This is a genomic window from Colwellia sp. BRX9-1 (assembly GCF_014077195.1).
Classification (GTDB): domain Bacteria; phylum Pseudomonadota; class Gammaproteobacteria; order Enterobacterales; family Alteromonadaceae; genus Colwellia_A.
In genome coordinates this window covers 122,062-145,626 of sequence record NZ_JACGVM010000002.1, presented here as the reverse complement: position 1 = coordinate 145,626, position 23,565 = coordinate 122,062, and the positions used below count along the sequence as shown (strand labels likewise).

The following is a 23,565-nucleotide window of genomic DNA, read 5'->3' as shown; positions in this document are numbered from 1 at the left end:
TCTAAAGTGTTAAATGCTAAATTGTTTTTCACATAGCATCGCTGAAAGTTTTTGCTGTTGTTCTTGTGTTAACGCTAAATTATCAGTGTTTGAAACCGTAAAAACATCATCTATCTTTTCACCAAAAGTTGTGATTTTTGCTGAGTGAATATTTAGTTTGTTTTCTTGAAAAATTTTGGCAAATTTAGCTAATAGGCCGGGATGATCAAGCGCAATTATTTCTAATACCGTAGTTTTATCGGTTGCTGTTTCGATAAAACTCACTTTAGTGGGAACTTTAAAGTTATCAATATAAGCGGGAGCAGGTTTGTTTTTTACTTTTGGCAGTGGCTTCATTAATGATTTAGTGAGTTTGTTTGCTATATCTAATGCCCGACTGCTGTCCGTAATCGCTCTGTTTTTTTGATCTAATACCACAAACGTATTTAAGGTATAGCCTTTCTTACTGCTAATTATTTTAGCATCATGAATCGATAAACGCTGCGCGTCGAGTAAGGTCACCATTTTTGCAAAAATATTTGCTGAGGCTTTGGTATAAATAAATATTTCAGTACCGCCTCGATAAGGCTTAGGACTGATCAACACTAAAGGTTTTACGATACTATGTTTTATTATATGACGGCTATGCCAAGCAATTTGTACCGGTGAATAACGTAAAAAATATTCGGCTTTAAGCTTTTTCCAAAAGGTTCTAATTTGATTAGCATCGCACTCGTAATCTTTGAGCAGTTCAAGTGCTTTTTCTTGGTTTTCTCGTGTTTTTGCACGTAAATCAACTTGTTTTTCGAGTCCGCGGCGAAAGGCTCTTTTGGTATTAAAATAAAGCTCTTGCAGTAAATTTGCTTTCCAGCTATTCCATAAACTTTCATTGGTTGCACGCATATCAGCAACGGTTAAACAATAGAGATAATCTAAGTGAGCTTCATCCCTGACAATAGCAGCAAAATTTCTGATCACTTCTTCATCAGCAATATCTCGACGTTGTGCGGTTACCGACATCACTAAATGGTTTTTGACTAACCAGGCTATCATGCGCCCATCGTGATCACTTATCGGGTGAACCTTGCTAAATTCTAAGGCATCAACTGCACCTAACTTTGCATGGTCACCACCACGACCTTTCGCAATATCGTGAAAAATGCCTGCAATATATAATACTTCTGGCTTACGAATACGCTGCATTATCTTGCTACAAAGCGGATAATCATTGTCGTGTTGAGGTTGGCTAAAACGGTAAATATTTTTAATTAAGCGGTAGCTATGTTCATCAACTGAATATGCATGAAATAAATCAAACTGCATCTGCCCAACAATACTTCGCCATTGTGGTAAATAAGCGGCAATAATCGAATGGCGATGCATTAAGCTAAAGGTTAATCCTAAGCCATTAGGATGCTTCATAATTTCGATGAAGATTCGTCGACATTCGGCGTAATCCATCAGCCCTGAAATTAAACGTCTACGGGCATTTCTTAATAATCTGAGTGTCTGAGGGTGTAAATCGGTAATATTTTCATTTTGAGCAACCAGTAAAAACAGTTCCATAATTTTTACTGAACTCATAAAAACTCTGTCATTTACTGCATTTATTTGGCCATCAATAATAATAAAATCTTTAGTCAGGGGGATCTTTTCAACCGGATGATTCTTTTTGATAATGGCATATTCAAAATGCTGTAATAGCATTTTATTAAGTTCAGCAACACGGCCAATAATACGAAAAAATCGCTTCATCATGCGTTCAATAGCAAATTTACCTTCATCACCAAAGCCCATTAAACTGGCAACTTCACCTTGGTAATCAAAGAGTAAACGGTTTTCATTACGACCCGCAATAATATGCAAAGCGGCACGCATCCGCCATAGGTAGTCTTGACACTCTAATAATTCAAAAAATTCGTTTTGTGTTAAATAGTGATGGGCAACAAGTTCTTCAAGTGAGTCGGCAACAAAATGTCGTTTGGCAACCCAAGCTATGGTTTGAATGTCTCGCAGGCCACCCGGATTAGCTTTTAAATTGGGCTCTAGCGTATAAGAAGCACCATGGTATTGTTGGTGGCGTTCGTATTGTTCTTCGCGTTTGGCCAAGAAGAATTTTTTTGAGGTCCAAAAGCCATCTTTTGCCAATAACGGATATAAATTCTGAGTGAGTGCTTCATTGCCACAAATTTGGCGCATTTCCATCAGGTTTGTCGCTATGGTAACGTCGCTTTTTGCTTGTTTTACACATTCTTTAACACTGCGGACACTGTGACCAATATCGAGCTTTACATCCCATAGCTGAGTAATAAAAGCGGATATTTTTTCGGATAAGGCATCACTGATCTTTTCTTTAGTCAGTAATAATATATCGACATCAGAATAAGGATGTAATTCACCTCGACCATAACCACCAACAGCAAGTAAGCTAATTTGATCTTCATCTAAATTGTGCTGGCACCAAAGTTTATGGAGAATTTTGTCGACAAACTCTGAACGCGTTGATACTAATATGGATACCTCTACATAAGGAAATTTATCTTTTTGCCATTGCTGAAAATCGCGGCTAAGTTGACAAATATCTTGAGTAGAAATAAAAGGGGAGCTAACGGCTAATGGGGTACTATATTCTATCGGAAAAAGAGTTTGCATAGCTGAATATTTTACTCAATAAGTTAAGGCGATAGACATCATGCTTTATTTAGCCATTAAAAAGCAAATAACGACTATCGCTAACTTATACTTTGTTAACAAAACTAGTTATGTAGATGTCTTGGAATCGTATCATCGCTATGCAATGTTAAAATTTCACAGCCTGTGCGAGTAACCACAAGTGTATGTTCCCATTGTGCCGACTTTTTGCCGTCTAAGGTGTAAACGGTCCAATTATCTTCTTTATCTAGTAGTGTATTAGCACGACCAAGGTTAACCATAGGTTCGATAGTAAAACACATACCTTCAAGCATTTTTTCTTTGTCGGTATTTTTATAATGAACGATCTGTGGTTCTTCATGAAAAACGCTGCCTATACCATGGCCACAATATTCTTTTACAATAGAGTAACGACCTGATTTTTTTAAAAACTTTTGAATAGCAGTGCCAATCTCACCAAAGGTGTTGCCAGGTTTTACTTTTTTCAATCCGACATACAAAGCTTCTCTGGTGATACGACATAAACGATTGTCTTCAAGACTTACTTCGCCAATAAGAAACATTTTACTGGTATCACCGTGATAGCCATCTTTAATAACAGTGATGTCCATATTAACGATGTCGCCATCAACTAATGGCACGTCGTTAGGGATACCATGACACACCACGTGATTAACTGAGGTACAAATTGATTTAGGAAAGCCATGATAATTTAATGGCGCTGAAATGGCATCTTGCACTTTGTCAGTATAGTCAGCGCATAGGGTATTTAACTCATTGGTTGTCACACCCGCTTTTACATAAGGTGTGATCATCTCTAATACGTCGGCGGCAAGTTTTCCTGCTATACGCATTTTTTCTATTTCTTGCTGAGTTTTAATTGTAATACCCATTTATTCCTCTATTGTCTGTTTAGTGTAAAGGCTACGGTTGTTATTTTGCCTAAAAGTGTCGTTATTGTCTATTGGTCTAGTTTTTTGCAAGTTCAAGCTCAACAGCTTCTATTATTGCACTAGGGTTTTGTAAATATAAGTTATGATTGAGTAAGGTTAGGTTTTCATTATGAGCAATTAGTAATGCGGGGATCGCTTTTGTACCAATATACTCTTGAAAGTCATAAATTTCTTGTAAAACAAATTCGGCTTCCTTAGCTATTTTACCTTCTTTAAATACTTTTGCAGGCGGTGATAGCTTAAGTTCATCAATGATAGGCTGAAAATCACTTTCGTGCGTAAACGCTGTGCCTTGTTCAAAATGCTGTTTTTGGATAGCGGTAATAAGCTCTAAAGTTAAGTGAGGCACTTTTTGACTGACCCATCCTATTAAATTAGCACTTAATGTTGAGTCTTTCTCTACGTTAAGTGTCTTCACATATTCGTGACTAAATTCAATGTTAGCGTCATCTTCAACGGCATCAATAGTTTTTCGGCTGACTTTCTCATCTCCTTCATAGTGAGCACTGTGCCATAAATTTAAAGTGATATTTGGATAAGCATCAGCAATTTCTTTAACTAAAGAAGTTGTCGCAAAGCTCCAAGGGCAGTGTGTGTCATAAATAAAAAAGAGTTCAGTAGACATGGTCATATATCGCCGTAGTGTTAAGTCAAAAATTTAATAAAATATAGAACCGCTAATTTTAGCGCGTACAGTAAAATTATCCCAGTAATATTATTACTATATTAATTAAGAAATATTGACCTTTAATTGTTAATTTCTAGCCTTTGGTAAATTAATATGGTATAAAGTGCGCCGTTAAATTTGTCGATTGAATAGCATAGTTATTTAGATTTTATCTAAGTATTACTCAGTGTTTTCGGTTATCCGATTACTAACTTGTTGTTATCGATAGTGTTTAGCTTTTAAACTTGTATTATTAAAAATAATAATACTTATTATAAATTCACATACATTTATTAAGAATATGTCGGGGTGCTCAGTTTGAATTTGTCTTAATTATAAGCAAATAATCGAACAATAAAGAGTCAGGTATATTTGAATGTATGAACGCTTAACCCCCTAAACCAAATAAAGGAAAAATCATGCCAAACGTTTCTATGCGCGATATGCTTAAAGCAGGTGTTCATTTCGGTCACAAAACCCGTTACTGGAACCCAAAAATGAAAACTTACATTTTTGGTTCACGCGATAAAGTTCATATCATCAACCTTGAACAAACTGTTCCTATGTTCAATGAAGCCCTTGCTTTCTTATCAGGTGTTTCTGCGAAAAAAGGTAAAGTTTTATTTGTTGGTACTAAGCGCGCTGCAAGCGATGCAATTAAAGATGCTGCTATCAAATGTGATCAGTTTTACGTTAATCACCGTTGGTTAGGTGGTATGTTGACTAACTGGAAAACAGTTCGTCAATCAATCAAGCGTTTAAAAGATCTTGAAGCACAAAGCTCTGACGGTACTTTTGAAGCTCTTACTAAAAAAGAAGCTTTGATGCGTACACGTGAAATGGAAAAACTTGACAAAAGTCTTGGTGGAATCAAAAACATGGGTGGTTTACCTGACGTTTTATTCATCATTGATGCTGATCACGAACACATTTCTATTAAAGAAGCTAAAAACTTAGGTATTCCAGTAATATCTGTAGTTGATACAAACTCAAACCCAGATAACATTGATTTCATTATCCCGGGTAACGACGATGCAATTCGCGCTGTGACTTTATACACTGATTCTGCTGCTAACGCAGTTTTAGCTGGTCGTGAAAAGAACATTGTTGTTCAAGCTGAAAAAGACGGTTTTGTAGAAGCTGAATAATTTCAGTTTTTCATAATCTTTTTTGCTATTGCCACAAGCGTGTTAGCGCTTGTGGCAACATATTAATATTTATGCCCGGCTTTAAATAGTTTAGGGGATAACAAAATTTGAGGAATTCTCTCATGGTAATTACTGCTGCAATGGTAAAAGAACTTCGTGAACGCACAGCTGCGGGCATGATGGATTGTAAAAAAGCTTTACAAGAAGCTGAAGGCGACATGGAACTTGCGATTGAAAATATGCGTAAGAACGGTCAAGCAAAAGCGGCTAAAAAAGCCGGTAACATCGCTGCTGAAGGTGCTATTTTAATTAAAAGCGCTGATGGCGTTGCTGCACTTCTTGAAGTTAACTGTCAGACTGATTTTGTTGCAAAAGATTCTAACTTCTTAGGTTTTGCTAACGAAGTTGCAGACGCTGCTTTAGCATCAAAAGCGACAATCGAAGAGTTACAAGCTCAATTCGAAGAAAAGCGTATTACGCTTGTGACTAAAATTGGTGAAAACATCAATATCCGTCGCGTTTCATACGTTGAAGGTGCTGCATTAGCTTCATATAGCCATGGCGCTAGTATTGGTGTTGTTGTTGCTGGTGAAGGCGATGCTGAATCATTAAAGCACATTGCTATGCACGTTGCTGCAAGTAAGCCTGAATTTTTAACACCTGAAGATGTTGCTGATAGTGTTGTAGAAAATGAACAACGTATTCAACTAGATATCTTAAAAGCTGAAAACGATGCTCTTGATGATAAAAAGAAAAAACCTGTTGAATTACTTGAAAAGATCATCATAGGTCGTATGAAGAAATTTACCGGTGAAATTTCTTTGACAGGTCAAGCATTCATCATGGAACCTAAGAAAACTGTTGGTGTTGTTCTTAAAGAGAAAGGCATTACGGTTTCTAACTTTGTTCGTTTAGAAGTTGGTGAAGGCATTGCTAAGAAAGAAGAAGATTTTGCTGCTGAAGTTGAAGCACAAATTGCTGCATCAAAAGCTTAATTTTTAAGCATTTAATTCAGTAAAACAGTTCTTTTTTCAGTTTAGACTTTCGATAGTCAGCTAAACGTATTAAAATAGCCGCGGTCAAATTGATCACGGCTATTTTTTTCGCCTATTTATAGACAAAATACAGGAATGTTTTTTATGAGCATCAGTCCAAAACCAATATATCGTCGAATTTTATTAAAACTTAGTGGTGAAGCCTTAATGGGTGAAGAGGGTTTCGGTATCGACCCTAAAGTTTTGGATCGTATGGCTCAAGAAATTAAAGAACTGATTGAAATGGGCATCCAAGTGGGTTTAGTTATTGGCGGCGGTAATTTGTTCCGTGGCGCTGGTCTTGCAGAAGCAGGAATGAACCGCGTTGTTGGTGACCAAATGGGTATGTTAGCAACCGTAATGAACGGTCTTGCGATGCGTGATGCCTTACATCGCGCTTTTGTTAATGCTAAATTAATGTCTGCTATTGACTTGGCAGGTGTTTGTGACCGTTATAACTGGGCTGAAGGCATCAGTTTATTAAAATCTGGCCGTGTTGTTATTTTCAGTGCCGGTACCGGTAATCCTTTCTTTACCACAGATTCAGCAGCCTGTTTACGCGGCATTGAGATTGAAGCTGATGTGGTTTTAAAAGCGACTAAGGTAGATGGCATCTACTCAGATGACCCTGTTAAAAACCCTGATGCTACCTTATATAGCCAATTAAGTTATAACGAAGTATTAGAAAAAGAACTCAAAGTAATGGATTTAGCCGCATTTACGCTCGCGCGTGATCACAATATGACTATTCGTGTTTTTAATATGAATAAGCCAGGTGCACTAAAAGCAGTGGTAATGGGCGGTAATGAAGGTACAACTATCGACCATTCAGAAAATTTAGTTTAATTTTTGATTTAAAGGAAATTCAACGTGATAAATGAAATAAAACAAGATGCTCAAGACCGTATGAGTAAAAGTATCGAATCATTAAAAAGCAATTTAAACAAAGTAAGAACGGGGCGAGCACATCGTTCTTTACTTGATAATATTGTTGTTGATTATTACGGTATGGAAACACCATTAAGTCAAGTGGGCAACATTGCTACACCTGATGCGCGTACTTTAGCGATTACTGTCTTTGATAAAGGCATGATCGGCGCGGTAGAAAAAGCAATTTTGAAATCTGATTTGGGCTTGAACCCATCATCTCAAGGAACACTTATTCGTATTCCTTTACCACCTTTAACAGAAGAGCGTCGTAAAGATCTTGTTAAAGTGGTTAAAAATGAAGCTGAAAATGGCAAGGTCGCTATTCGAAATATTCGCCGCGATGCTAATTCAGATGTAAAATCATTGAATAAAGAAAAAGAAATTAATGATGATGAAATGCATCAGTCTGAAGATGATATTCAAAAATTAACCGATACTTATGTAAAACAGGTTGATGATATCTTATCTATTAAAGAAAAAGAGTTAATGGAAATATAACTTCTTTAACCGATAATATAAACCGTAGTTATTAAATGATCACTACGGTTTTTTTTACAGAAAATTTGAATCTAGCTTGATTAGTATGACGGAACGATTATGACTGAAGCAATAACAGATACTTTAATCAAAGTGCCGCAACACGTTGCCATTATAATGGATGGTAATGGACGCTGGGCACAACAACGTGGAAAAACACGGGTTGCAGGTCATAAATCAGGTGTTGAATCAGTTCGAACATCAGTGAGTACTGCGATAAAATACGGGGTGAAAGCATTAACACTTTTTGCCTTTAGTAGTGAAAATTGGCAACGTCCAGAACAAGAAGTTAGCGTATTGATGGATTTATTCATGTTTGTGCTAACACGAGAAGTGAAAAAGCTTCATAAAAATGATGTGCGCTTCCAAGTGATTGGCGATGTTTCACGTTTTTCAGAAAATTTACAAAAAAAAATAAAAGTTTCAGAAGATTTAACCGCAAACAATAAAGGTATGGTATTGTCTGTTGCAGCTAACTATGGCGGACGTTGGGACATAGCTAATGCCGCTAAAATTTTAGCTGGAAAAGTATCCAATAACACCATGTCTGTTGATGATATAACCGAAGAAACACTCCATCAATATACTTGTTTAGCTAACTTACCTGAACTTGATTTACTTATTCGTACCGGTGGTGATTTTCGCATAAGTAATTTTTTGCTATGGCAAGCAGCTTACGCAGAATTTTATTTTACAGAAACACTATGGCCTGATTTTGATGAACAAGCGCTCATTAACGCAATGGGATGCTTTGACCAAAGAGAACGACGTTTTGGTCAAACAGGTGAACAAATAAAAATTTAAGACTATAAATTAAAAACAATAATAACGATAAAATTAAATAGCATTTATAAGGGTTTCCATTTGTTAAAACAACGTATTATTACCGCTGTTATCTTAGCGCCTTTAACTATTTTCGCCATTTTCTATTTACCTCTAGATCAATTTGCGGCTTTGTTTATGGCTGTTATGGCTATTGGTGCATGGGAGTGGGGGCCTTTAATGGGCTTTGCCAATAAACGCCGTCGTCTTGCTTTTGTTTGTGCGACGATTATTCTTATATCTGTGCTTTGGTACGCACTACCATTGTTACAACTCTGGTCTAATGATGGGCAGCTCCATTCAGGTGTGTCGCTGGTATTATGGATTGCTGTTGCTTGGTGGGTGCTATCAGCAACGCTAACCTTTCTTTATCCTCGCTACAGTAAGTTTTGGTCAAGCCATCGCTCGATTCGTGGTGTATTTGGCTGGTTAACGCTTATTCCTACTTGGCTCGCTTTTATGGTGCTGCGCAGTAATGATTACAACCAAGATCCGTATAATGGCGCTCAGCTCATTATGTTTTTATTCTTAATGGTGTGGAGTGCTGATGTAGGTGCTTATTTTGTCGGTAAATCTATCGGTAAACGTAAACTACTACCCAATGTCAGTCCAGGCAAAACCCTCGAAGGCTTTATTGGTGGTGTTGTTTGTGCCTGTATCTTTATCAGTATTGCCGGTTACTCGCTCGGATGGCAGCAACATCAATTTACGTTAGCGTTAATTGTCACCGCTATCATCACAACAGTGTCAGTGCTAGGTGATTTAAATGAAAGTATGTTTAAACGACAAGCAGGCATAAAAGACAGTGGCGCAATATTACCTGGTCATGGCGGTATCTTGGACAGAATTGATAGTTTAACGGCTACTGCGCCGATTTATGCATTATGTTATGCCTTATTAGGCTGGCAGTAGGTTGATATAAACGATGCGTAAACTTTGTATTTTAGGTTCAACAGGATCGATAGGTGTTAGCACCTTAGAGGTTGTTAGACTTCATCCCACGTTATTTTCTGTTGAGTCTTTATCGGCGAATACCCGGGTTGATGAAATGTTGGCGCAGTGTCTGGAATTTAAACCGAGCACTGTCGTTATGGTGGCCGAGCATGCGGCACAAGCTTTAAAAGGAAAACTCGACCAAAACGGTTTACAAAATATTGAAGTACTCAGTGGCGGACAAGGCTTAATTGATATTGCTCAAGCTGATACCTCAGATACTGTTATGGCTGCTATTGTTGGAGCGTCAGGTCTTTTGTCTACTATGGCTGCAGTTAAGTCGGGTAAAAGAGTACTGTTAGCAAATAAAGAAGCTTTAGTGACTTCAGGCGCTTTGTTTATAGATGCGGTTGAAAAGTATGGTGCAGAATTATTGCCGATAGACAGTGAACACAATGCTATTTTCCAGTGTTTACCCGCTAATGTACAAGCTAAGCCAGGTCGATGCGACTTAGCAAGTAATGGCGTCAGTAAAATATTACTGACCGGCTCAGGTGGTCCGTTTAGAACTTTTTCAGTCGAACAGTTAGCAGAAGTAACCCCAGCACAAGCGTGTGCCCACCCTAATTGGGAGATGGGCCGTAAAATTTCTGTAGACTCTGCGACCATGATGAATAAAGGCCTAGAATTTATTGAAGCAAAATGGTTATTTAATATCGACCCTGACGATATCCACGTTGTTTTACATCCGCAAAGTACCATTCATTCAATGGTGCAATATAAAGACGGTAGCGTGATAGCTCAAATGGGTAATCCTGATATGCGTACCCCCATTGCTCATGCCTTGGCTTATCCGCAGAGAATTGATTCAGGTGTCGCACCCTTAGATTTTTTCAATACGCCATCATTTGAATTTGAAGATGTCGATTATCAAAAGTATCCTAATTTAAAATTAGCTATAGCGGCTTGTAAAAGTGGCCAAGGTGCATGTACAGCTTTAAATGCTGCTAATGAAATTGCCGTTGATGCTTTTTTGAACGAAAAAATAAAATTTACTGATATTGCAAAAATAAATGAAACTTCTGTGAATAAATTTGTCTCAGAAAGGGTGGCATCAATTGATGATGTCGTTGCGCTTGATGCAAGTGCTAGAGAATTTTCACGTAATTTAATTGCTAGTGGCTGCTTTGTAGTCAATGATGTGGCGATTAATGAAGTTAACGAAAAAGGTAATCTATAGTTGTTTGATTTTTTTTGGAATTTAGCCTCTTTTGTTGTCGCTTTAGGTATTTTAATTACGGTGCATGAATACGGCCATTATTGGGTTGCCCGCAGAAACGGCGTGCAAGTAGAGCGTTTTTCAATTGGCTTTGGCAAAGTATTATGGCGAAAAGTTAATAAAGAAGGTACAGAGTTTGTTATCGCCTTAATTCCATTGGGTGGTTACGTTAAAATGCTTGATGGCCGCGTTGATGAGGTCAAACCCGAAGATATCGATAAAACTTTTAATAATAAAACAGTTTATCAGCGTATAGCGATTATTGCTGCTGGGCCTCTAGCAAACTTTGCTTTTGCTATTTTTGCTTTTTATCTGATGTTTCTAATTGGTGTGCCGAGTGTAAAACCGATTGTTGGTGAAATAATGCCAGAATCTATAGCGCAGCGGGCGAATCTTACCAGTAACAGTGAAATCATTGAAGTTGCCGGTCAAAAGACCTTAGATTGGCAAGATGTCAATCTAGCGTTAGTCTCGCAAATAGGTGAGAGCGCTTTTACTATAAAAACAAAAGAACAAGGTAGTGCTTCACCGAAAACTTATAATTTGGATGCGGCTAACTGGTCTTTTTCACCCGATAAAGAATCAGCCATTAGTAGTTTAGGTATTGCTCCTTATAGAGCCGCTGTTTATGCTGAGCTAGCTTTTATTGAAGAAGGTAGTGTTGCAGATAAGGCCGGCCTAAAAGTTGATGACAAGTTAATTAGCATCAATAACGAAAGTATTAATGGCAGTTGGGTGATGTTTTCAAAAAATATTAGTCAACTTCCGGAACAAAACGTTATTTTAGTCGTCGAAAGACTTGGTGAAAACAAAGAGATAATGGTAACACCGGCTTTAATTGAACGTGCGGGTAAGAAAATAGGTTATTTGGGTGTGGTTCCAAAATCTGACTCTTACCCAAAAGAATATTTATTTGAGTTACGTTACGGCGTTGTTGATGCTTTAGGACAAAGCTTACAGCGTAGTTGGAACTTAGTAGTATTGAGTTTTGACATGATAGGCAAGCTCTTGACGGGTGATATTTCTGTTAAGAACTTAAGTGGGCCTATTTCTATCGCACAAGGAGCAGGAAGTAGTGCACAATATGGTTTGGTATATTTCCTAGGTTTTCTGGCTTTAATTAGCATTAACTTAGGTATTATAAATTTATTACCTTTACCAGTGCTTGATGGCGGGCATTTATTTTATTATCTTGTGGAAATTGTCACAGGTAAACCCGTATCAGAAAAAATACAAGAAATAGGTTTTAAGTTTGGTACACTAGCCCTCTTAGGCTTAATGAGTATCGCATTATTTAACGATTTTTCGCGGTTATAACAAAAGAAGTAATAAAAGTTAGCATTTATGATAATTAAAAAAATTGCCCTTGCGGTATTATTAGGTGCCTTAGGTACAACAGCACAAGCCTCTGAAGAATTTCAAGTAGAAGATATTGAAGTAAAAGGGTTACAGCGTGTCGCACTCGGCGCTGCTTTGACTCATATCCCTTTTAATACGGGAGATACGCTCAATGAATTCCGTATTTCTCAGTCGATAAAGTCTCTCTACAAGTCAGGACATTTTAATGATGTTGTCGTTTATCGTGAAGGTAACAGAGTTATCTATCGTGTTCATGAGCGTTCAACGATCAGTGAAATCACCTTCGATGGCAATAAAGACTTAAAAGCAGAGCAACTAACTGAGAGTCTTGACGGCAGTAATATTCGAGTCGGTGAAACACTCGACATGACTATAATTTCCGGTATTGAGGTAGGCTTAGAAGATTTCTACCACAGTATTGGTAAATATAATGCCGATGTAAAAGCTGAAATTATTCACTTGCCTCGTAACCGTGTTGACATAAATTTTGTTTTCACCGAAGGCGATGCTGCAGCAATAGAGCAGATTAACGTCGTTGGTAATGAGATATTTTCTGATGTTGAGCTTCTTGAACGCATAGAACTTACCTTTGATTCTCCTTGGTGGGATTTTATGGCGCAAGACCGCTATCAAAAACAAACCTTACAAGGTGATATAGAAACGATTAAAAGTTACTATTTAGACCGTGGTTATCTGCAATACAAAGTAGACTCGACTCAGGTGTCAATGACCCCTGATAAAAAAGCGGTTTATATTGCCTTGAATATCACTGAAGGTGAACAATTTAAAGTCAGTGAAATAGATTTTATTGGTGATATGGTTGGGTTTGAACGTACGATCCGAGCTATTAACCCATTACGTCCAGGTAAACTTTATAATGGTGCAGAGGTAACGTATACCGAAGAAACTATCAGCCGTTATCTAGGCCGTTATGGTTATGCTTACCCGAAAGTAACCGTTATTCCTGAAATTAATGAAGAAGAAAAAACGGTTAAACTGACTATTTCTATTGACCCTGGCAAACGTGTTTACGTTAACCGTATTAACTTCGAAGGTAATAATGTTACTGCCGATAAAGTACTACGCCGTGAAATGCGTCAAATGGAAGGTGCTTGGTTATCGAATAATGCTGCCGAAAGTTCAAAAGCATGGCTACAGCGTTTACCTTATTTGGAAGATGTTGAATACGAAACTAAACAGTTACCAGGTGATGATGACTTAGTTGATATTGACTTTACGGTTAAAGAGCAACCCTCAGGGTCTTTTACTGCCGGTATTGGTTATGGTTCTACGACTAATTTAAGTTTAAGTGCAGGTATACAGCAAAACAACTTTTTAGGAACGGGTAACCGCTTGGCATTTAATGTTAATACCATGAGTTATCAGCAAAGTGCGAGTATTTCTTACACCGACCCATACTTTACTGTAGATGCTGTTTCTTTAGGCGGGCAAATATATTACAGCGAGTTTAATGCGGGTAATGCGAACTTAGTTGAATACAACAATAGAACTTATGGTGTTGGGCTTAACTTAGGCTTTCCTATTAATGAATATGTTCGTTTAAACTTTGGCGTAGGTTACAAAAGTAACGGTATTACACGTTTACAAACTTATGAACAAATTCAACAATTTTACGAGATATATTCTGATCCTAATAACCCTGATGGTGGTTTAGAATTTAAAAGTTTCGATTTATCGATGGCTATATCTCGCACGACATTGAACCGTGGTACCTTTCCAACAGACGGCTCAAGTCAAAGTTTGACTTATAAAATGACAACGCCAAATTCAGATGTTGATTATTTTAAAATTAACTTAGACACTAAATGGTACTTCCCATTAACACAAGATCAACGTTGGACAGTGCTAGCACGTTTAAACGCCGGTTACGGTAATGGTTATGGCACCATAGATGGTAATGACCAGATATTGCCTTTCTGGGAAAACTTTAGAGCGGGTGGTTCTGATACATTACGTGGCTTCGAAAATAACATTGTTGGCCCACGTGCGGTATTTCGCTATCCAACACAAATCACAGGTACTCCTGATCCGGTCGAGGGTGGAAGTAGTTGTTGTTTAGGGCAAGATCACGATTTTATTAACGTCTCACAGCGTTCTGTTGGTGGTAATGCCATTATTGTCGCGGGTATCGAACTTATTGTACCAACACCATTACTTGATGAAGGTTTCTCGAACAGTGTTCGTACCAGCTTTTTTGTCGATGTTGGTAATGTTTGGGATACAGAGTTCAACTTAGAAGACTACAACGATTTAGTAACCTCTGAATTTGAAAAGATTGATGATTATTCAGATGTTGGTCGTTATAGAAGCTCTGCCGGTTTATCAGTGCAGTGGTTATCTCCTATGGGCCCAATGATCTTTAGTTTCGCGAAAGCACTAAAATCAGAAAAAGACGATGATAAAGAGTTCTTTAGTTTTAATATAGGTAAAACATTTTAATAAAGAGAACTTTCAGGCATAGTGCGTATAAATTTACTAAGGGGGTTTAATTCTTATAGTTAGCCCCCATAGCTATTACATGACAATTATAAAAATTAATGCAACTTATATCAAAGTTGTGAAGTAATAATATTTTGGAGATAAAATTGAAAAAATTCATTAAAACAGTTACTTGCTCTGCAGTAGCGTCAACGTTGTTATTAGCAAGCTCTGTAATGGCTGCTGATCAAAAAATCGCCGTGGTTAATTTCCAAGAAGTGATGAGTAAAATCCCACAAACAACGGCAGTAATGCAGGTACTAGAAGCTGAGTTTAAAGATGATAAAGCTATTTTAGCTCAGTTAGAAAAAGACATTAAGTACTACCAAGAAAAGAAACAGCGTGACGGTTCATTAATGAGCGCTAAAGATATCGAAGAACTTGATACTCAAATCGCAACATTATATCAAGATTACCAAGCTAAAGGTAAAGCGTTCCAACAAGCAACTGGCTTGCGTAAGAACGAAGAAACAAACAAAATTATAGCCTTGGTTCGTCAAGCTATCGACAGCATTGCTGCAAAAGACAAATATGACCTTGTTTTAGAACAGCAAGCCGTTATTTTTGCTAAGCCAGATGCAATGATCACTAATAAGGTTGTTGAACAGGTTAGTAAACTTAACTAAGTCTACCGCTAAGTAGTAGATATAAGGTTAATTGAAGCCTTACCGTTATAAAACTTGCAACTATTATTAATAATATTAGTTGCAAGTTTTTTTTCTAGCCTAATAAAATCATATTGGTTTTAGCGTCTTTTCCAGTTATGCTCATTGAGCATCCATAAAAATATTAAGTGTTTATGTCTTATACTCTCAAACAGCTAGCTGAAAAAATTGGTGCTGAGGTTCATGGTGATGAAACATATATCATTCATTCACTTGCCACATTATCAACCGCTAATGCACAACAAATTGCATTTTTAGCCAATAAAAAATACAGCCAACAGCTTGCTGATACTAAAGCTGGTGCGGTTATTATTTCTTCTCAACACCTTAATGACTGTAATACCCATGCGCTAGTGATGAATAATCCCTATTTGGGTTATGCACTTACCGCACAATTACTTGATACCACTCCAAAACCGGCTAACAGTATTCATCCCTCGGCTCAAATTTCAGCGGATGTTACTTTAGGTGATAATGTCGCCATCGGCGCTAATACTGTGATAGAGCAGGGCGTAGTTATTAGTGATAATGTTACCATTGGTGCGGGCTGTTTTATTGGTGTTCAAGCAAAAATCGGCGCAAGTACTAAATTATGGTCCAATGTTAGCATTTATCATCGTGTTGAAATTGGCCAAGATTGTTTAATCCAAGCGAATACGGTTATTGGCTCTGATGGCTTTGGTTATGCAAATGACCAAGGTAAATGGTTGAAAATACCTCAGCTGGGAAGCGTTATTATTGGTAACAAAGTCGAAATTGGTGCCAGCACGACTATCGATCGTGGCGCGCTAGAAAATACAGTGATTAAAGATGGTGTTATTTTAGATAATCAAATTCAAATTGCTCATAATGTTGTTATTGGTGAAAATACCGCGATGGCAGCTTGTAGTGTTATTGCAGGCAGTACCGTTATTGGCAAAAATTGTGTGATAGCGGGCCTTGTTGGTATTAATGGTCATATTGAAGTTGCTGATGGTTGTGTTTTTACCGGCATGACCATGGTGACCAAAGATATTAATGAATCCGGTGTTTATTCTTCGGGCATGCCGTGCCAACCAAATAAAGAATGGAATAAAAATAATGCCAGAATTCGCAAATTAGAAAGTATACTTAAGCGCATTAAGAGTGCAGAGCATGACATCGAGCACTTAAACAATATTATTGAAAAGGAATAGTCCGTTGGAATTACCAAAAAACACCATTGAAATTGCAGAAATCAAAGCATTACTGCCACATCGTTACCCCATGCTTTTGGTCGATCGCGTTTTAGATTATCAGCCAATGAAAACATTGCATGCTATTAAGAATGTTAGTATTAACGAACCTGTGTTTAATGGTCATTTCCCTGATCTCCCTATTTTTCCTGGTGTGATGATCCTCGAAGCTTTAGCGCAAGCAACTGGGCTTTTAGGCTTTAAAAGTACAGATGGCAGAGATAAAAATGAAATGTACTTATTTGCTTCAATTGATAAGGCAAAATTTAAAAAGTCTGTTGTGCCAGGCGATACTATGCATTTGCATGTCGAGTTCTTAAAAGAGCGTCGTGGTATGTGGAAATTTTATGGCGAAGCTAGGGTTGAAGGTAAAGTTGTTTGCTGCGCTGAACTTATGTGTGCAAGAAGAGTGGTATAAATGGTGACTTCCAATAAGCAGAGCTTAATTCACCCTCAGGCGATTATCGAAGAAGGCGCTAGCATTGGCAAAAATGTTAGTATTGGCCCTTGGAGTTATATTTCTAAAGATGTCGTTATTGGTGACAACTGTGTGATTAATTCTCATGTTGTCATTAAAGGCCCAACAAAAATTGGCGAAGGCAACAAATTCTTTCAATTTGCCAGTATTGGTGAAGATTGTCAGGATCTAAAGTATGCCGGCGAGTTAACCGAATTGATTATTGGTGACAATAATGTTTTTCGTGAATCTTGTACAGTCCATCGCGGCACGATTCAAGATAACAGCCTAACGCAAATAGGCAGTAATAATTTGTTTATGGCGTATACCCATGTTGCCCATGATTGTATTGTTGGCAGTCACTGTATTCTTGCAAATAATGCCTCTATTGCTGGCCATGTTCATGTAGGTGATTACGCTATTTTAGGTGGTATGACAGGCGTTCATCAGTTTTGTCATATTGGCGCGCACAGCTTTGTTGCGGCAAATTCGCTGATTTTAAAAGATATACCGCCTTATTTGATGGTGTCTGGTCAACCGGCTTCTCCTTTTGGTTTAAACTCAGAAGGGTTAAAACGCCGAGGTTTTGACAAAGAGGTTATTTTAACGATCAAACGAGCCTATAAAGAAGTTTATCGTAAAGGTTTAAACGTTAACGAAGCTTTAGAAAAAGTTGCCGCATTAGCCGATGATATGCCAGAGTTAACCTTGTTTGCTGAGTTTATTAAAAACTCTAGCCGTGGCATTGCCCGCTAAACACGATTGTTAAAAGTATAGAGTAAAGGTTAATGACAAAAACAGTAGAAAAACAGGCTATTCTCCAAACATCACCCATTATAAATAGTTCAACTGCTCAACAATCGCCCGTGTTTGGGCTTGTTGTTGGCGAGCATTCTGGCGATACGCTCGGCGCTGGTCTTATGAGCTCTCTAATATCTGTCTATCCTAATGCCAAGTTTATCGGTATTGGTGGTCCAAAAATGCAAGCTTTGGGTTTCGAAAGTTTGTTTGAAATGGAAGAGCTTTCCGTGATGGGCATTTTTGAAGTATTGGGCCGCCTCAAACGCTTATTTCATGTCAAAGACTGTTTAGCCGCGCAGTTTATAAATAATAGACCCGATGTGTTTATTGGCATCGATGCACCCGATTTTAATTTACGGCTAGAAAGACAACTAAAGAAAGCGGGTATTAAAACAGTTCATTACGTTAGCCCATCTGTTTGGGCTTGGCGTGAAAAGCGTATTTTTACCATTGAAGCGGCTACCGATATGGTGCTGTCGTTATTGCCTTTTGAAAAAGATTTCTATGATAAATATGAAGTGCCCTGTACTTTTGTCGGCCATCCGCTAGCAGACGACATTCCATTTCATTCGGATAAGCGTGAAGCGAGACAAGCACTCAACTTACCGCTTGATAAAAAAATACTTGCGCTTATGCCTGGTAGTCGTGGTGGTGAGTTATCTCGATTAACCGAGCCTTTCTTACTTTCTGCGGTACAACTTTTAGCACAAGACCCACAATTACATTTTGTTGTGCCGATGATCAGCGATAAGAGAACCGAACAATTTAGCCAATTGAAAGAAAAGATAGCGCCAAATTTAGCGGTAACAATTATTACTAATAAAACCCAACAAGTGATGGCTGCCAGTGATTGTTTACTCATGGCCTCAGGTACGGTAACACTGGAAGCTGCTTTAGTTAAACGCCCCATGGTGATTTGCTATAAGTTCAATGCTTTTACTTATCACATGTTTAAAGGCCTAGTAAAATTAGAATGGTTTTCATTACCTAATTTATTGACGAAAAAAACACTGGTACCTGAATTACTGCAAGGTAAAGTCAGCGTTGATAACATTGTGCCGTTAGTTAAAGAACGTTTATACCAAGACCAATCGTCACTTGAAGATGAATATATGAAAATTCATCTCGCTTTAAAACAAAATGCCAGTCAAGAAGCGGCGAAAGCTGTAATGGATCTAATGTCAAAATGAGTAATGAAGCGGTAAGCGATACCAGTTTAACCCCCCGTAAGAAAGTGGCAAAAGCTAAAAAGATTTTCCCACCTTTTGAATACCCTATTGCTTACTGTATCGCAGGAGTCGATGAGGTTGGGCGAGGACCTTTGGTGGGTGACGTTGTTACCGCGGCGGTTATTCTTGATCCCGAAAACCCTATTGAAGGTTTAATGGATTCAAAAAAACTATCAGATAAAAAGCGTCAGTTACTTGCGGTGGAAATCAAAGAAAAAGCTATTGCTTGGGCTGTTGGAAGAGCAAGCCCGGAAGAAATAGACACCTTAAATATTCTTCATGCCACTATGTTAGCGATGCAGCGAGCAGTACAAGATTTATCAGTAACACCTGATTATGTTTTAGTTGATGGTAATCGTTGCCCTATTTTTATGCAGGTGAACGGCAACATTGCTAGCCAATCTGTGGTTAAAGGCGATGATCGGGTTAGTGAAATAAGTGCGGCATCAATTCTTGCAAAAGTTGTTCGAGATGATGAAATGCTCGCTTTAGATGAATTACATCCCGAGTATGGTTTTGCAAAACATAAAGGTTACCCAACCAAAGCCCATTTAGAAAAAATAGTAGAGCACGGTGTACTTGATTGCTACCGAGCAAGCTTTAAGCCAGTAGCACAAGTTATTGCTATGCAGGGTGTTTTACCAACAAAAACTAAACAAGAAGACTCTCAGGTGAAGTGTTAATGTCAGAGCAAGTATTAGTTGATGCAGCCGAATTAGTGTCAGTCAAAGCTCAACCAAAATTTATTCATTTGCGAGTGCATAGTGACTATTCATTATGTGATGGTTTAAATAAAGTAAAACCTATTGTCGCCAAAGCCTCAGCTTTAGGGATGCCAGCCATCGCGCTAACCGACCAAACAAACCTTTGTGGTCTGGTTAAATATTATCATGCCGCTCACGGCGCGGGTATAAAACCAATTATTGGTTGCGATCTCTGGGTTAAAAGTGATGAATTAGAGAATGAACTTTCCCGCATTGTTGTTTTAGCCACTAATAATGTCGGCTACAAAAATCTCACTGAACTCATTTCTAAAGCCTACCTTCGGGGTCATGTTCAAGGCAAGGCGGTTATTGATAAGCATTGGTTAATTGACTATGCTCCGGGTTTGATTTTATTGTCGGCGGGTCGCGAAGGTGATATTGGTAAAGCGCTGATTAAGGGAAATTTCGAGCTGGTCAATAAAATGGTCGATTTCTACCAAAGCTACTTTCCTGATTGCTTTTATCTTGAACTGATCAGAACCAACAGAGAAAACGAAGAAAACTATATCCATTTGGCAGTCGAGCTGGCAGAAAAAGCGTCACTCCCTGTGGTAGCGACGAACGAAGTGATGTTTATTTCTCCTAAGCGCTTTGATGCCCATGAAATACGTGTTGCCATACATGATGGTTTTACCCTCAACGATAAACGTCGCCCGAAAAAATATTCTAAAGAGCAGTACCTTCGAACTGAAGAGGAAATGTGTGAGTTATTTTCAGACATCCCTGAAGCGATTGAGAATACGGTTGAAATCGCCAAACGCTGTAATGTTACGGTTAGGCTTGGAGAGTATGTTCTCCCTGATTTTCCAACAGAAGGTTTATCGATAGAAGATTACTTGGTTAAAGTGTCTGAAGAAGGTTTACAAGACCGCTTAGAGACCTTATTTGATAAAGACGCAGCAGATTTTGCTGAAAAGCGTAAACCCTACGACGAACGTTTAGCCATTGAACTTAAAGTGGTTAACAATATGGGCTTTCCCGGTTATTTTTTAATCGTGATGGAATTTATTCAGTGGAGTAAAGATAATAATATTCCTGTTGGTCCTGGTCGTGGTTCTGGTGCAGGCTCTCTGGTTGCTTATGCCCAAAAAATTACCGACTTAGATCCCCTTGAATACGATTTGCTCTTTGAACGTTTTTTGAATCCTGAACGTGTCTCCATGCCAGATTTTGATATCGATTTCTGTATGGACAGGCGTGATGAAGTTATTGATCACGTTGCTGAACTATATGGCCGTGATGCCGTGTCGCAAATTATTACCTTTGGCACCATGGCAGCCAAAGCGGTTATCCGAGATGTTGGTCGAGTACTCGGTCACCCTTATGGTTTTGTTGACCGCATCTCTAAGCTTATACCGCCAACACCAGGCATGACACTAGCCAAGGCCTTTGAAGAAGAGCCTAAGTTGCCAGAAGCTTACGCACAAGACAGTGAAGTCAAAGATTTAATTGATATGTGCCGTATTTTAGAAGGCACAACACGTAATGCCGGTAAACATGCCGGTGGTGTGGTTATATCACCAACCACCATTACCGACTTTGCGCCACTTTACTGTGACGAAGAGGGTAAAAACCCGGTTACTCAGTTCGATAAAAATGATGTTGAAGATGCCGGTTTAGTTAAGTTTGATTTCTTGGGACTTCGCACGTTAACAATTTTGCAGTGGGCCATCGAAATGGCTGATGCAAAATTGTTAAAACAAGGCAAAGCGCCTATTGATATTACCCGGATTAATTTAGAAGACCCAGCCAGTTTTAAAGTGTTATTAAGATCTGAGACGACGGCAGTGTTTCAGCTCGAATCTAGTGGTATGAAATCACTTATTGCCAAATTAAAACCTGATTGCTTTGAAGATATTATCGCCTTGGTTGCGCTCTTTAGACCGGGGCCATTGCAGTCTGGCATGGTTGATAACTTTATTGAACGTAAGCATGGTCGTGAAGAAGTAAGCTATCCGGATGCTACTTGGCAACATATTGACTTAAAGCCTATTCTTGAACCGACTTACGGTATTATTTTATATCAAGAACAGGTTATGCAGATTGCGCAAGTATTGGCGGGTTACTCGTTAGGTGGCGCGGATATGCTACGCCGCGCTATGGGTAAGAAAAAACCTGAAGAAATGGCCAAACAGCGTGATGGCTTTGAGCAAGGCGCGATCAACCGAGGTGTTGACGGCGAACTTGCGATGAAGATCTTCGATCTGGTGGAGAAATTTGCGGGTTATGGTTTCAATAAATCGCACTCAGCGGCTTACGCCTTGGTTTCTTATCAAACCTTATGGATGAAAACACATTACCCTGCGCCATTTATGGCAGCGGTAATGTCAGCCGACATAGATAACACCGATAAAATTGTTACCCTAGTTGATGAATGTGGCAATATGGGGATAGATTTACTGCCTCCTGATGTTAATGCCGGTCAATATAAATTTACCGTTAACGAGCAAGATCAAATTGTCTACGGTATTGGCGCAGTAAAAGGTGTGGGTGAAGGTCCTATTGATGCCATTATTGCCGCACGCGAAGCTGGCGGTGAATTTACCGATCTTTTTGATTTTTGCGCGCGACTCGATCTTAAAAAAATTAATAAACGTGTTTTAGAAAAATTAGTTAAAGCTGGGGCCATGGACAGTTTAGGGCCTAAAAAAATTATCAACGGTAAAGAAGTACCACATCGTGCTGTTTTATTTGAAACATTACCTGAAGCAATAAAGGCTGCAGACCAATATGCAAAAGCACAGGCAGTTGGACAGAATGATTTATTCGGCTTAATTAATGAAGCGTCAGCAGAGCCGCGACAAGCCTTTAAAGATGTGCCGATGTGGGCTGAAGAAGTTTGGCTCAATGCAGAGAAAGAAACGTTAGGTTTATATTTAACCGGTCATCCTATTAATCGTTTCTTAAGTGAAATAAAGCATTATGCGACTGGACGGTTAGTAAGTCTGCAACCGACCAGTAAAGACAAAACCACGGTTGCGGTTGGTTTAGTGTTAGGTGTTAGAGTTATGGTCAATAAGCGCGGCAGACGATGGGCCTTAGTTACGCTTGACGATAAAAGCGCTCGCATGGACATTAGACTCTTTCCCGATGACTATGATAATTTTGCTGAATTGCTGGTAAGTGATGCTATTTTGGTCTGTAGCGGACAGGTCAGCTTTGATGAATACTCCGGAGGCATTACAATGACCGCTCGAGATATCATGACGGTTGGTGATGCTCGTGAAAACTATGTCTCTTCAGTAGATATTAATGTCAATAAAAACAAGGCAGGCGCAGGTTTTATTGATAAATTTACCGAGGTATTAACACCTTATAAGGATGGTACGTGTCCTGTTCGGTTGTTTTATCAAAGAGATGAAGCAAAAGCTATGCTAGAATTAGGCGTACAATGGCGCGTTACGCCTGCAGACCCTTTATTACATGAATTAAGAACCTTATTAGGTGATGGCGACGTTACTTTAAGGTTTAAATAATTTAGGGCGCATTAAAGGGTTATTTATTGTTAACCATTATAAAAAATTTATAACAAGGTCGATGACGGCTTTGTTAGCAACTTAATAATCAAATTAAAATTATTAAGTACTCTATTTGAATAATCATGCTGTTGTTATAAAACGGCATAGAACATAGGTAAGAATAA

Annotated in this window: 19 protein-coding genes; 16 read left to right on the top strand and 3 right to left on the bottom strand. The window is 38.5% G+C overall.

Translation table 11 applies throughout. The annotated features are described in order from the left end of the window. Nucleotides 1-9: 9 nt before the first annotated feature. The 3 genes from glnD to H4J76_RS03205 all read right to left on the bottom strand — a co-directional run bounded on the left by glnD (nt 10) and on the right by H4J76_RS03205 (nt 4,209). A complete protein-coding gene (glnD, locus tag H4J76_RS03215) occupies nt 10-2,631 on the bottom strand; it encodes a [protein-PII] uridylyltransferase (RefSeq protein WP_182215637.1) in 2,622 nt (873 codons plus the stop codon). A 104-nt stretch (nt 2,632-2,735) separates the two neighbouring features. Continuing rightward, on the bottom strand, nt 2,736-3,524 hold the full coding sequence (map, locus tag H4J76_RS03210; RefSeq protein WP_182230101.1) for a type I methionyl aminopeptidase: 789 nt from the start codon (nt 3,522-3,524) through the stop codon (nt 2,736-2,738). Nucleotides 3,525-3,600: 76 nt separating this feature from the next. Then, nucleotides 3,601-4,209 carry a hypothetical protein gene (locus H4J76_RS03205; RefSeq protein ID WP_182215641.1) on the bottom strand — a complete coding sequence of 203 codons (609 nt, stop codon included), beginning with the start codon at nt 4,207-4,209 and terminating at the stop codon, nt 3,601-3,603. A gap of 461 nt (nt 4,210-4,670) precedes the next feature. On the opposite strand from H4J76_RS03205, the gene rpsB reads away from it, so the two are divergent. The 16 genes from rpsB (at nt 4,671) to dnaE (ending at nt 23,398) form a co-directional block, all read left to right on the top strand. Continuing rightward, nucleotides 4,671-5,399, top strand: a complete 729-nt coding sequence (gene rpsB, locus H4J76_RS03200; protein WP_070374057.1) for a 30S ribosomal protein S2 — start codon at nt 4,671-4,673, stop codon at nt 5,397-5,399. 122 nt (nt 5,400-5,521) lie between these two features. Beyond that, a complete protein-coding gene (tsf, locus tag H4J76_RS03195) occupies nt 5,522-6,394 on the top strand; it encodes a translation elongation factor Ts (protein WP_070374056.1) in 873 nt (290 codons plus the stop codon). Between the two features lie 144 nt (nt 6,395-6,538). Beyond that, complete coding sequence (pyrH, locus tag H4J76_RS03190) at nt 6,539-7,279, top strand: UMP kinase (protein WP_070374055.1); 741 nt, start codon at nt 6,539-6,541, stop codon at nt 7,277-7,279. A gap of 24 nt (nt 7,280-7,303) precedes the next feature. Beyond that, the gene (frr, locus tag H4J76_RS03185) at nt 7,304-7,861 is read left to right on the top strand and encodes a ribosome recycling factor (RefSeq protein WP_070374054.1); all 558 of its coding nucleotides are present in this window, start codon (nt 7,304-7,306) and stop codon (nt 7,859-7,861) included. Nucleotides 7,862-7,960: 99 nt separating this feature from the next. Beyond that, nucleotides 7,961-8,704, top strand: a complete 744-nt coding sequence (gene uppS / locus H4J76_RS03180; RefSeq protein WP_182230100.1) for a polyprenyl diphosphate synthase — start codon at nt 7,961-7,963, stop codon at nt 8,702-8,704. A 60-nt stretch (nt 8,705-8,764) separates the two neighbouring features. Then, on the top strand, nt 8,765-9,634 hold the full coding sequence (locus tag H4J76_RS03175; protein ID WP_182221573.1) for a phosphatidate cytidylyltransferase: 870 nt from the start codon (nt 8,765-8,767) through the stop codon (nt 9,632-9,634). A gap of 13 nt (nt 9,635-9,647) precedes the next feature. Continuing rightward, entirely contained in the window at nt 9,648-10,895 is a 1,248-nt protein-coding gene (gene ispC, locus H4J76_RS03170; RefSeq protein WP_182221572.1) for a 1-deoxy-D-xylulose-5-phosphate reductoisomerase, read from the top strand. Next, a complete protein-coding gene (rseP, locus tag H4J76_RS03165) occupies nt 10,896-12,251 on the top strand; it encodes a sigma E protease regulator RseP (protein WP_182215648.1) in 1,356 nt (451 codons plus the stop codon). It abuts the gene before it with no gap. A 27-nt stretch (nt 12,252-12,278) separates the two neighbouring features. Continuing rightward, nucleotides 12,279-14,753, top strand: a complete 2,475-nt coding sequence (gene bamA / locus H4J76_RS03160) for an outer membrane protein assembly factor BamA (protein ID WP_182215650.1) — start codon at nt 12,279-12,281, stop codon at nt 14,751-14,753. A 146-nt stretch (nt 14,754-14,899) separates the two neighbouring features. Further along, complete coding sequence (locus tag H4J76_RS03155; RefSeq protein ID WP_259364978.1) at nt 14,900-15,418, top strand: OmpH family outer membrane protein; 519 nt, start codon at nt 14,900-14,902, stop codon at nt 15,416-15,418. A 173-nt stretch (nt 15,419-15,591) separates the two neighbouring features. Then, nucleotides 15,592-16,632: a UDP-3-O-(3-hydroxymyristoyl)glucosamine N-acyltransferase gene (gene lpxD / locus H4J76_RS03150; protein WP_220465242.1), complete on the top strand. Its 1,041-nt coding sequence runs from the start codon at nt 15,592-15,594 to the stop codon at nt 16,630-16,632. 4 nt (nt 16,633-16,636) lie between these two features. Continuing rightward, nucleotides 16,637-17,089: a 3-hydroxyacyl-ACP dehydratase FabZ gene (gene fabZ / locus H4J76_RS03145; RefSeq protein WP_070374046.1), complete on the top strand. Its 453-nt coding sequence runs from the start codon at nt 16,637-16,639 to the stop codon at nt 17,087-17,089. Continuing rightward, nucleotides 17,090-17,884, top strand: a complete 795-nt coding sequence (gene lpxA, locus H4J76_RS03140; RefSeq protein WP_182215653.1) for an acyl-ACP--UDP-N-acetylglucosamine O-acyltransferase — start codon at nt 17,090-17,092, stop codon at nt 17,882-17,884. Between the two features lie 32 nt (nt 17,885-17,916). Then, complete coding sequence (gene lpxB, locus H4J76_RS03135; protein ID WP_182215654.1) at nt 17,917-19,119, top strand: lipid-A-disaccharide synthase; 1,203 nt, start codon at nt 17,917-17,919, stop codon at nt 19,117-19,119. Further along, entirely contained in the window at nt 19,116-19,841 is a 726-nt protein-coding gene (gene rnhB / locus H4J76_RS03130; RefSeq protein ID WP_182215656.1) for a ribonuclease HII, read from the top strand. The genes lpxB and rnhB overlap by 4 nt, the downstream gene beginning before the upstream one ends. After that, the gene (gene dnaE / locus H4J76_RS03125; protein ID WP_182215657.1) at nt 19,841-23,398 is read left to right on the top strand and encodes a DNA polymerase III subunit alpha; all 3,558 of its coding nucleotides are present in this window, start codon (nt 19,841-19,843) and stop codon (nt 23,396-23,398) included. Before rnhB ends, dnaE begins: the two co-directional genes overlap by 1 nt. Nucleotides 23,399-23,565 lie beyond the last annotated feature (167 nt).

Bases quoted from the DNA above. Each gene is read 5' to 3' on its own strand.
- glnD (WP_182215637.1), bottom strand. From the start codon at position 2,631: ATGCAAACTCTTTTTCCGATAGAATATAGTACCCCATTAGCCGTTAGC.
- map (WP_182230101.1), bottom strand. From the start codon at position 3,524: ATGGGTATTACAATTAAAACTCAGCAAGAAATAGAAAAAATGCGTATA.
- H4J76_RS03205 (WP_182215641.1), bottom strand. From the start codon at position 4,209: ATGTCTACTGAACTCTTTTTTATTTATGACACACACTGCCCTTGGAGC.
- rpsB (WP_070374057.1), top strand. From the start codon at position 4,671: ATGCCAAACGTTTCTATGCGCGATATGCTTAAAGCAGGTGTTCATTTC.
- tsf (WP_070374056.1), top strand. From the start codon at position 5,522: ATGGTAATTACTGCTGCAATGGTAAAAGAACTTCGTGAACGCACAGCT.
- pyrH (WP_070374055.1), top strand. From the start codon at position 6,539: ATGAGCATCAGTCCAAAACCAATATATCGTCGAATTTTATTAAAACTT.
- uppS (WP_182230100.1), top strand. From the start codon at position 7,961: ATGACTGAAGCAATAACAGATACTTTAATCAAAGTGCCGCAACACGTT.
- ispC (WP_182221572.1), top strand. From the start codon at position 9,648: ATGCGTAAACTTTGTATTTTAGGTTCAACAGGATCGATAGGTGTTAGC.
- bamA (WP_182215650.1), top strand. From the start codon at position 12,279: ATGATAATTAAAAAAATTGCCCTTGCGGTATTATTAGGTGCCTTAGGT.
- lpxD (WP_220465242.1), top strand. From the start codon at position 15,592: ATGTCTTATACTCTCAAACAGCTAGCTGAAAAAATTGGTGCTGAGGTT.
- lpxA (WP_182215653.1), top strand. From the start codon at position 17,090: ATGGTGACTTCCAATAAGCAGAGCTTAATTCACCCTCAGGCGATTATC.
- lpxB (WP_182215654.1), top strand. From the start codon at position 17,917: ATGACAAAAACAGTAGAAAAACAGGCTATTCTCCAAACATCACCCATT.
- rnhB (WP_182215656.1), top strand. From the start codon at position 19,116: ATGAGTAATGAAGCGGTAAGCGATACCAGTTTAACCCCCCGTAAGAAA.
- dnaE (WP_182215657.1), top strand. From the start codon at position 19,841: ATGTCAGAGCAAGTATTAGTTGATGCAGCCGAATTAGTGTCAGTCAAA.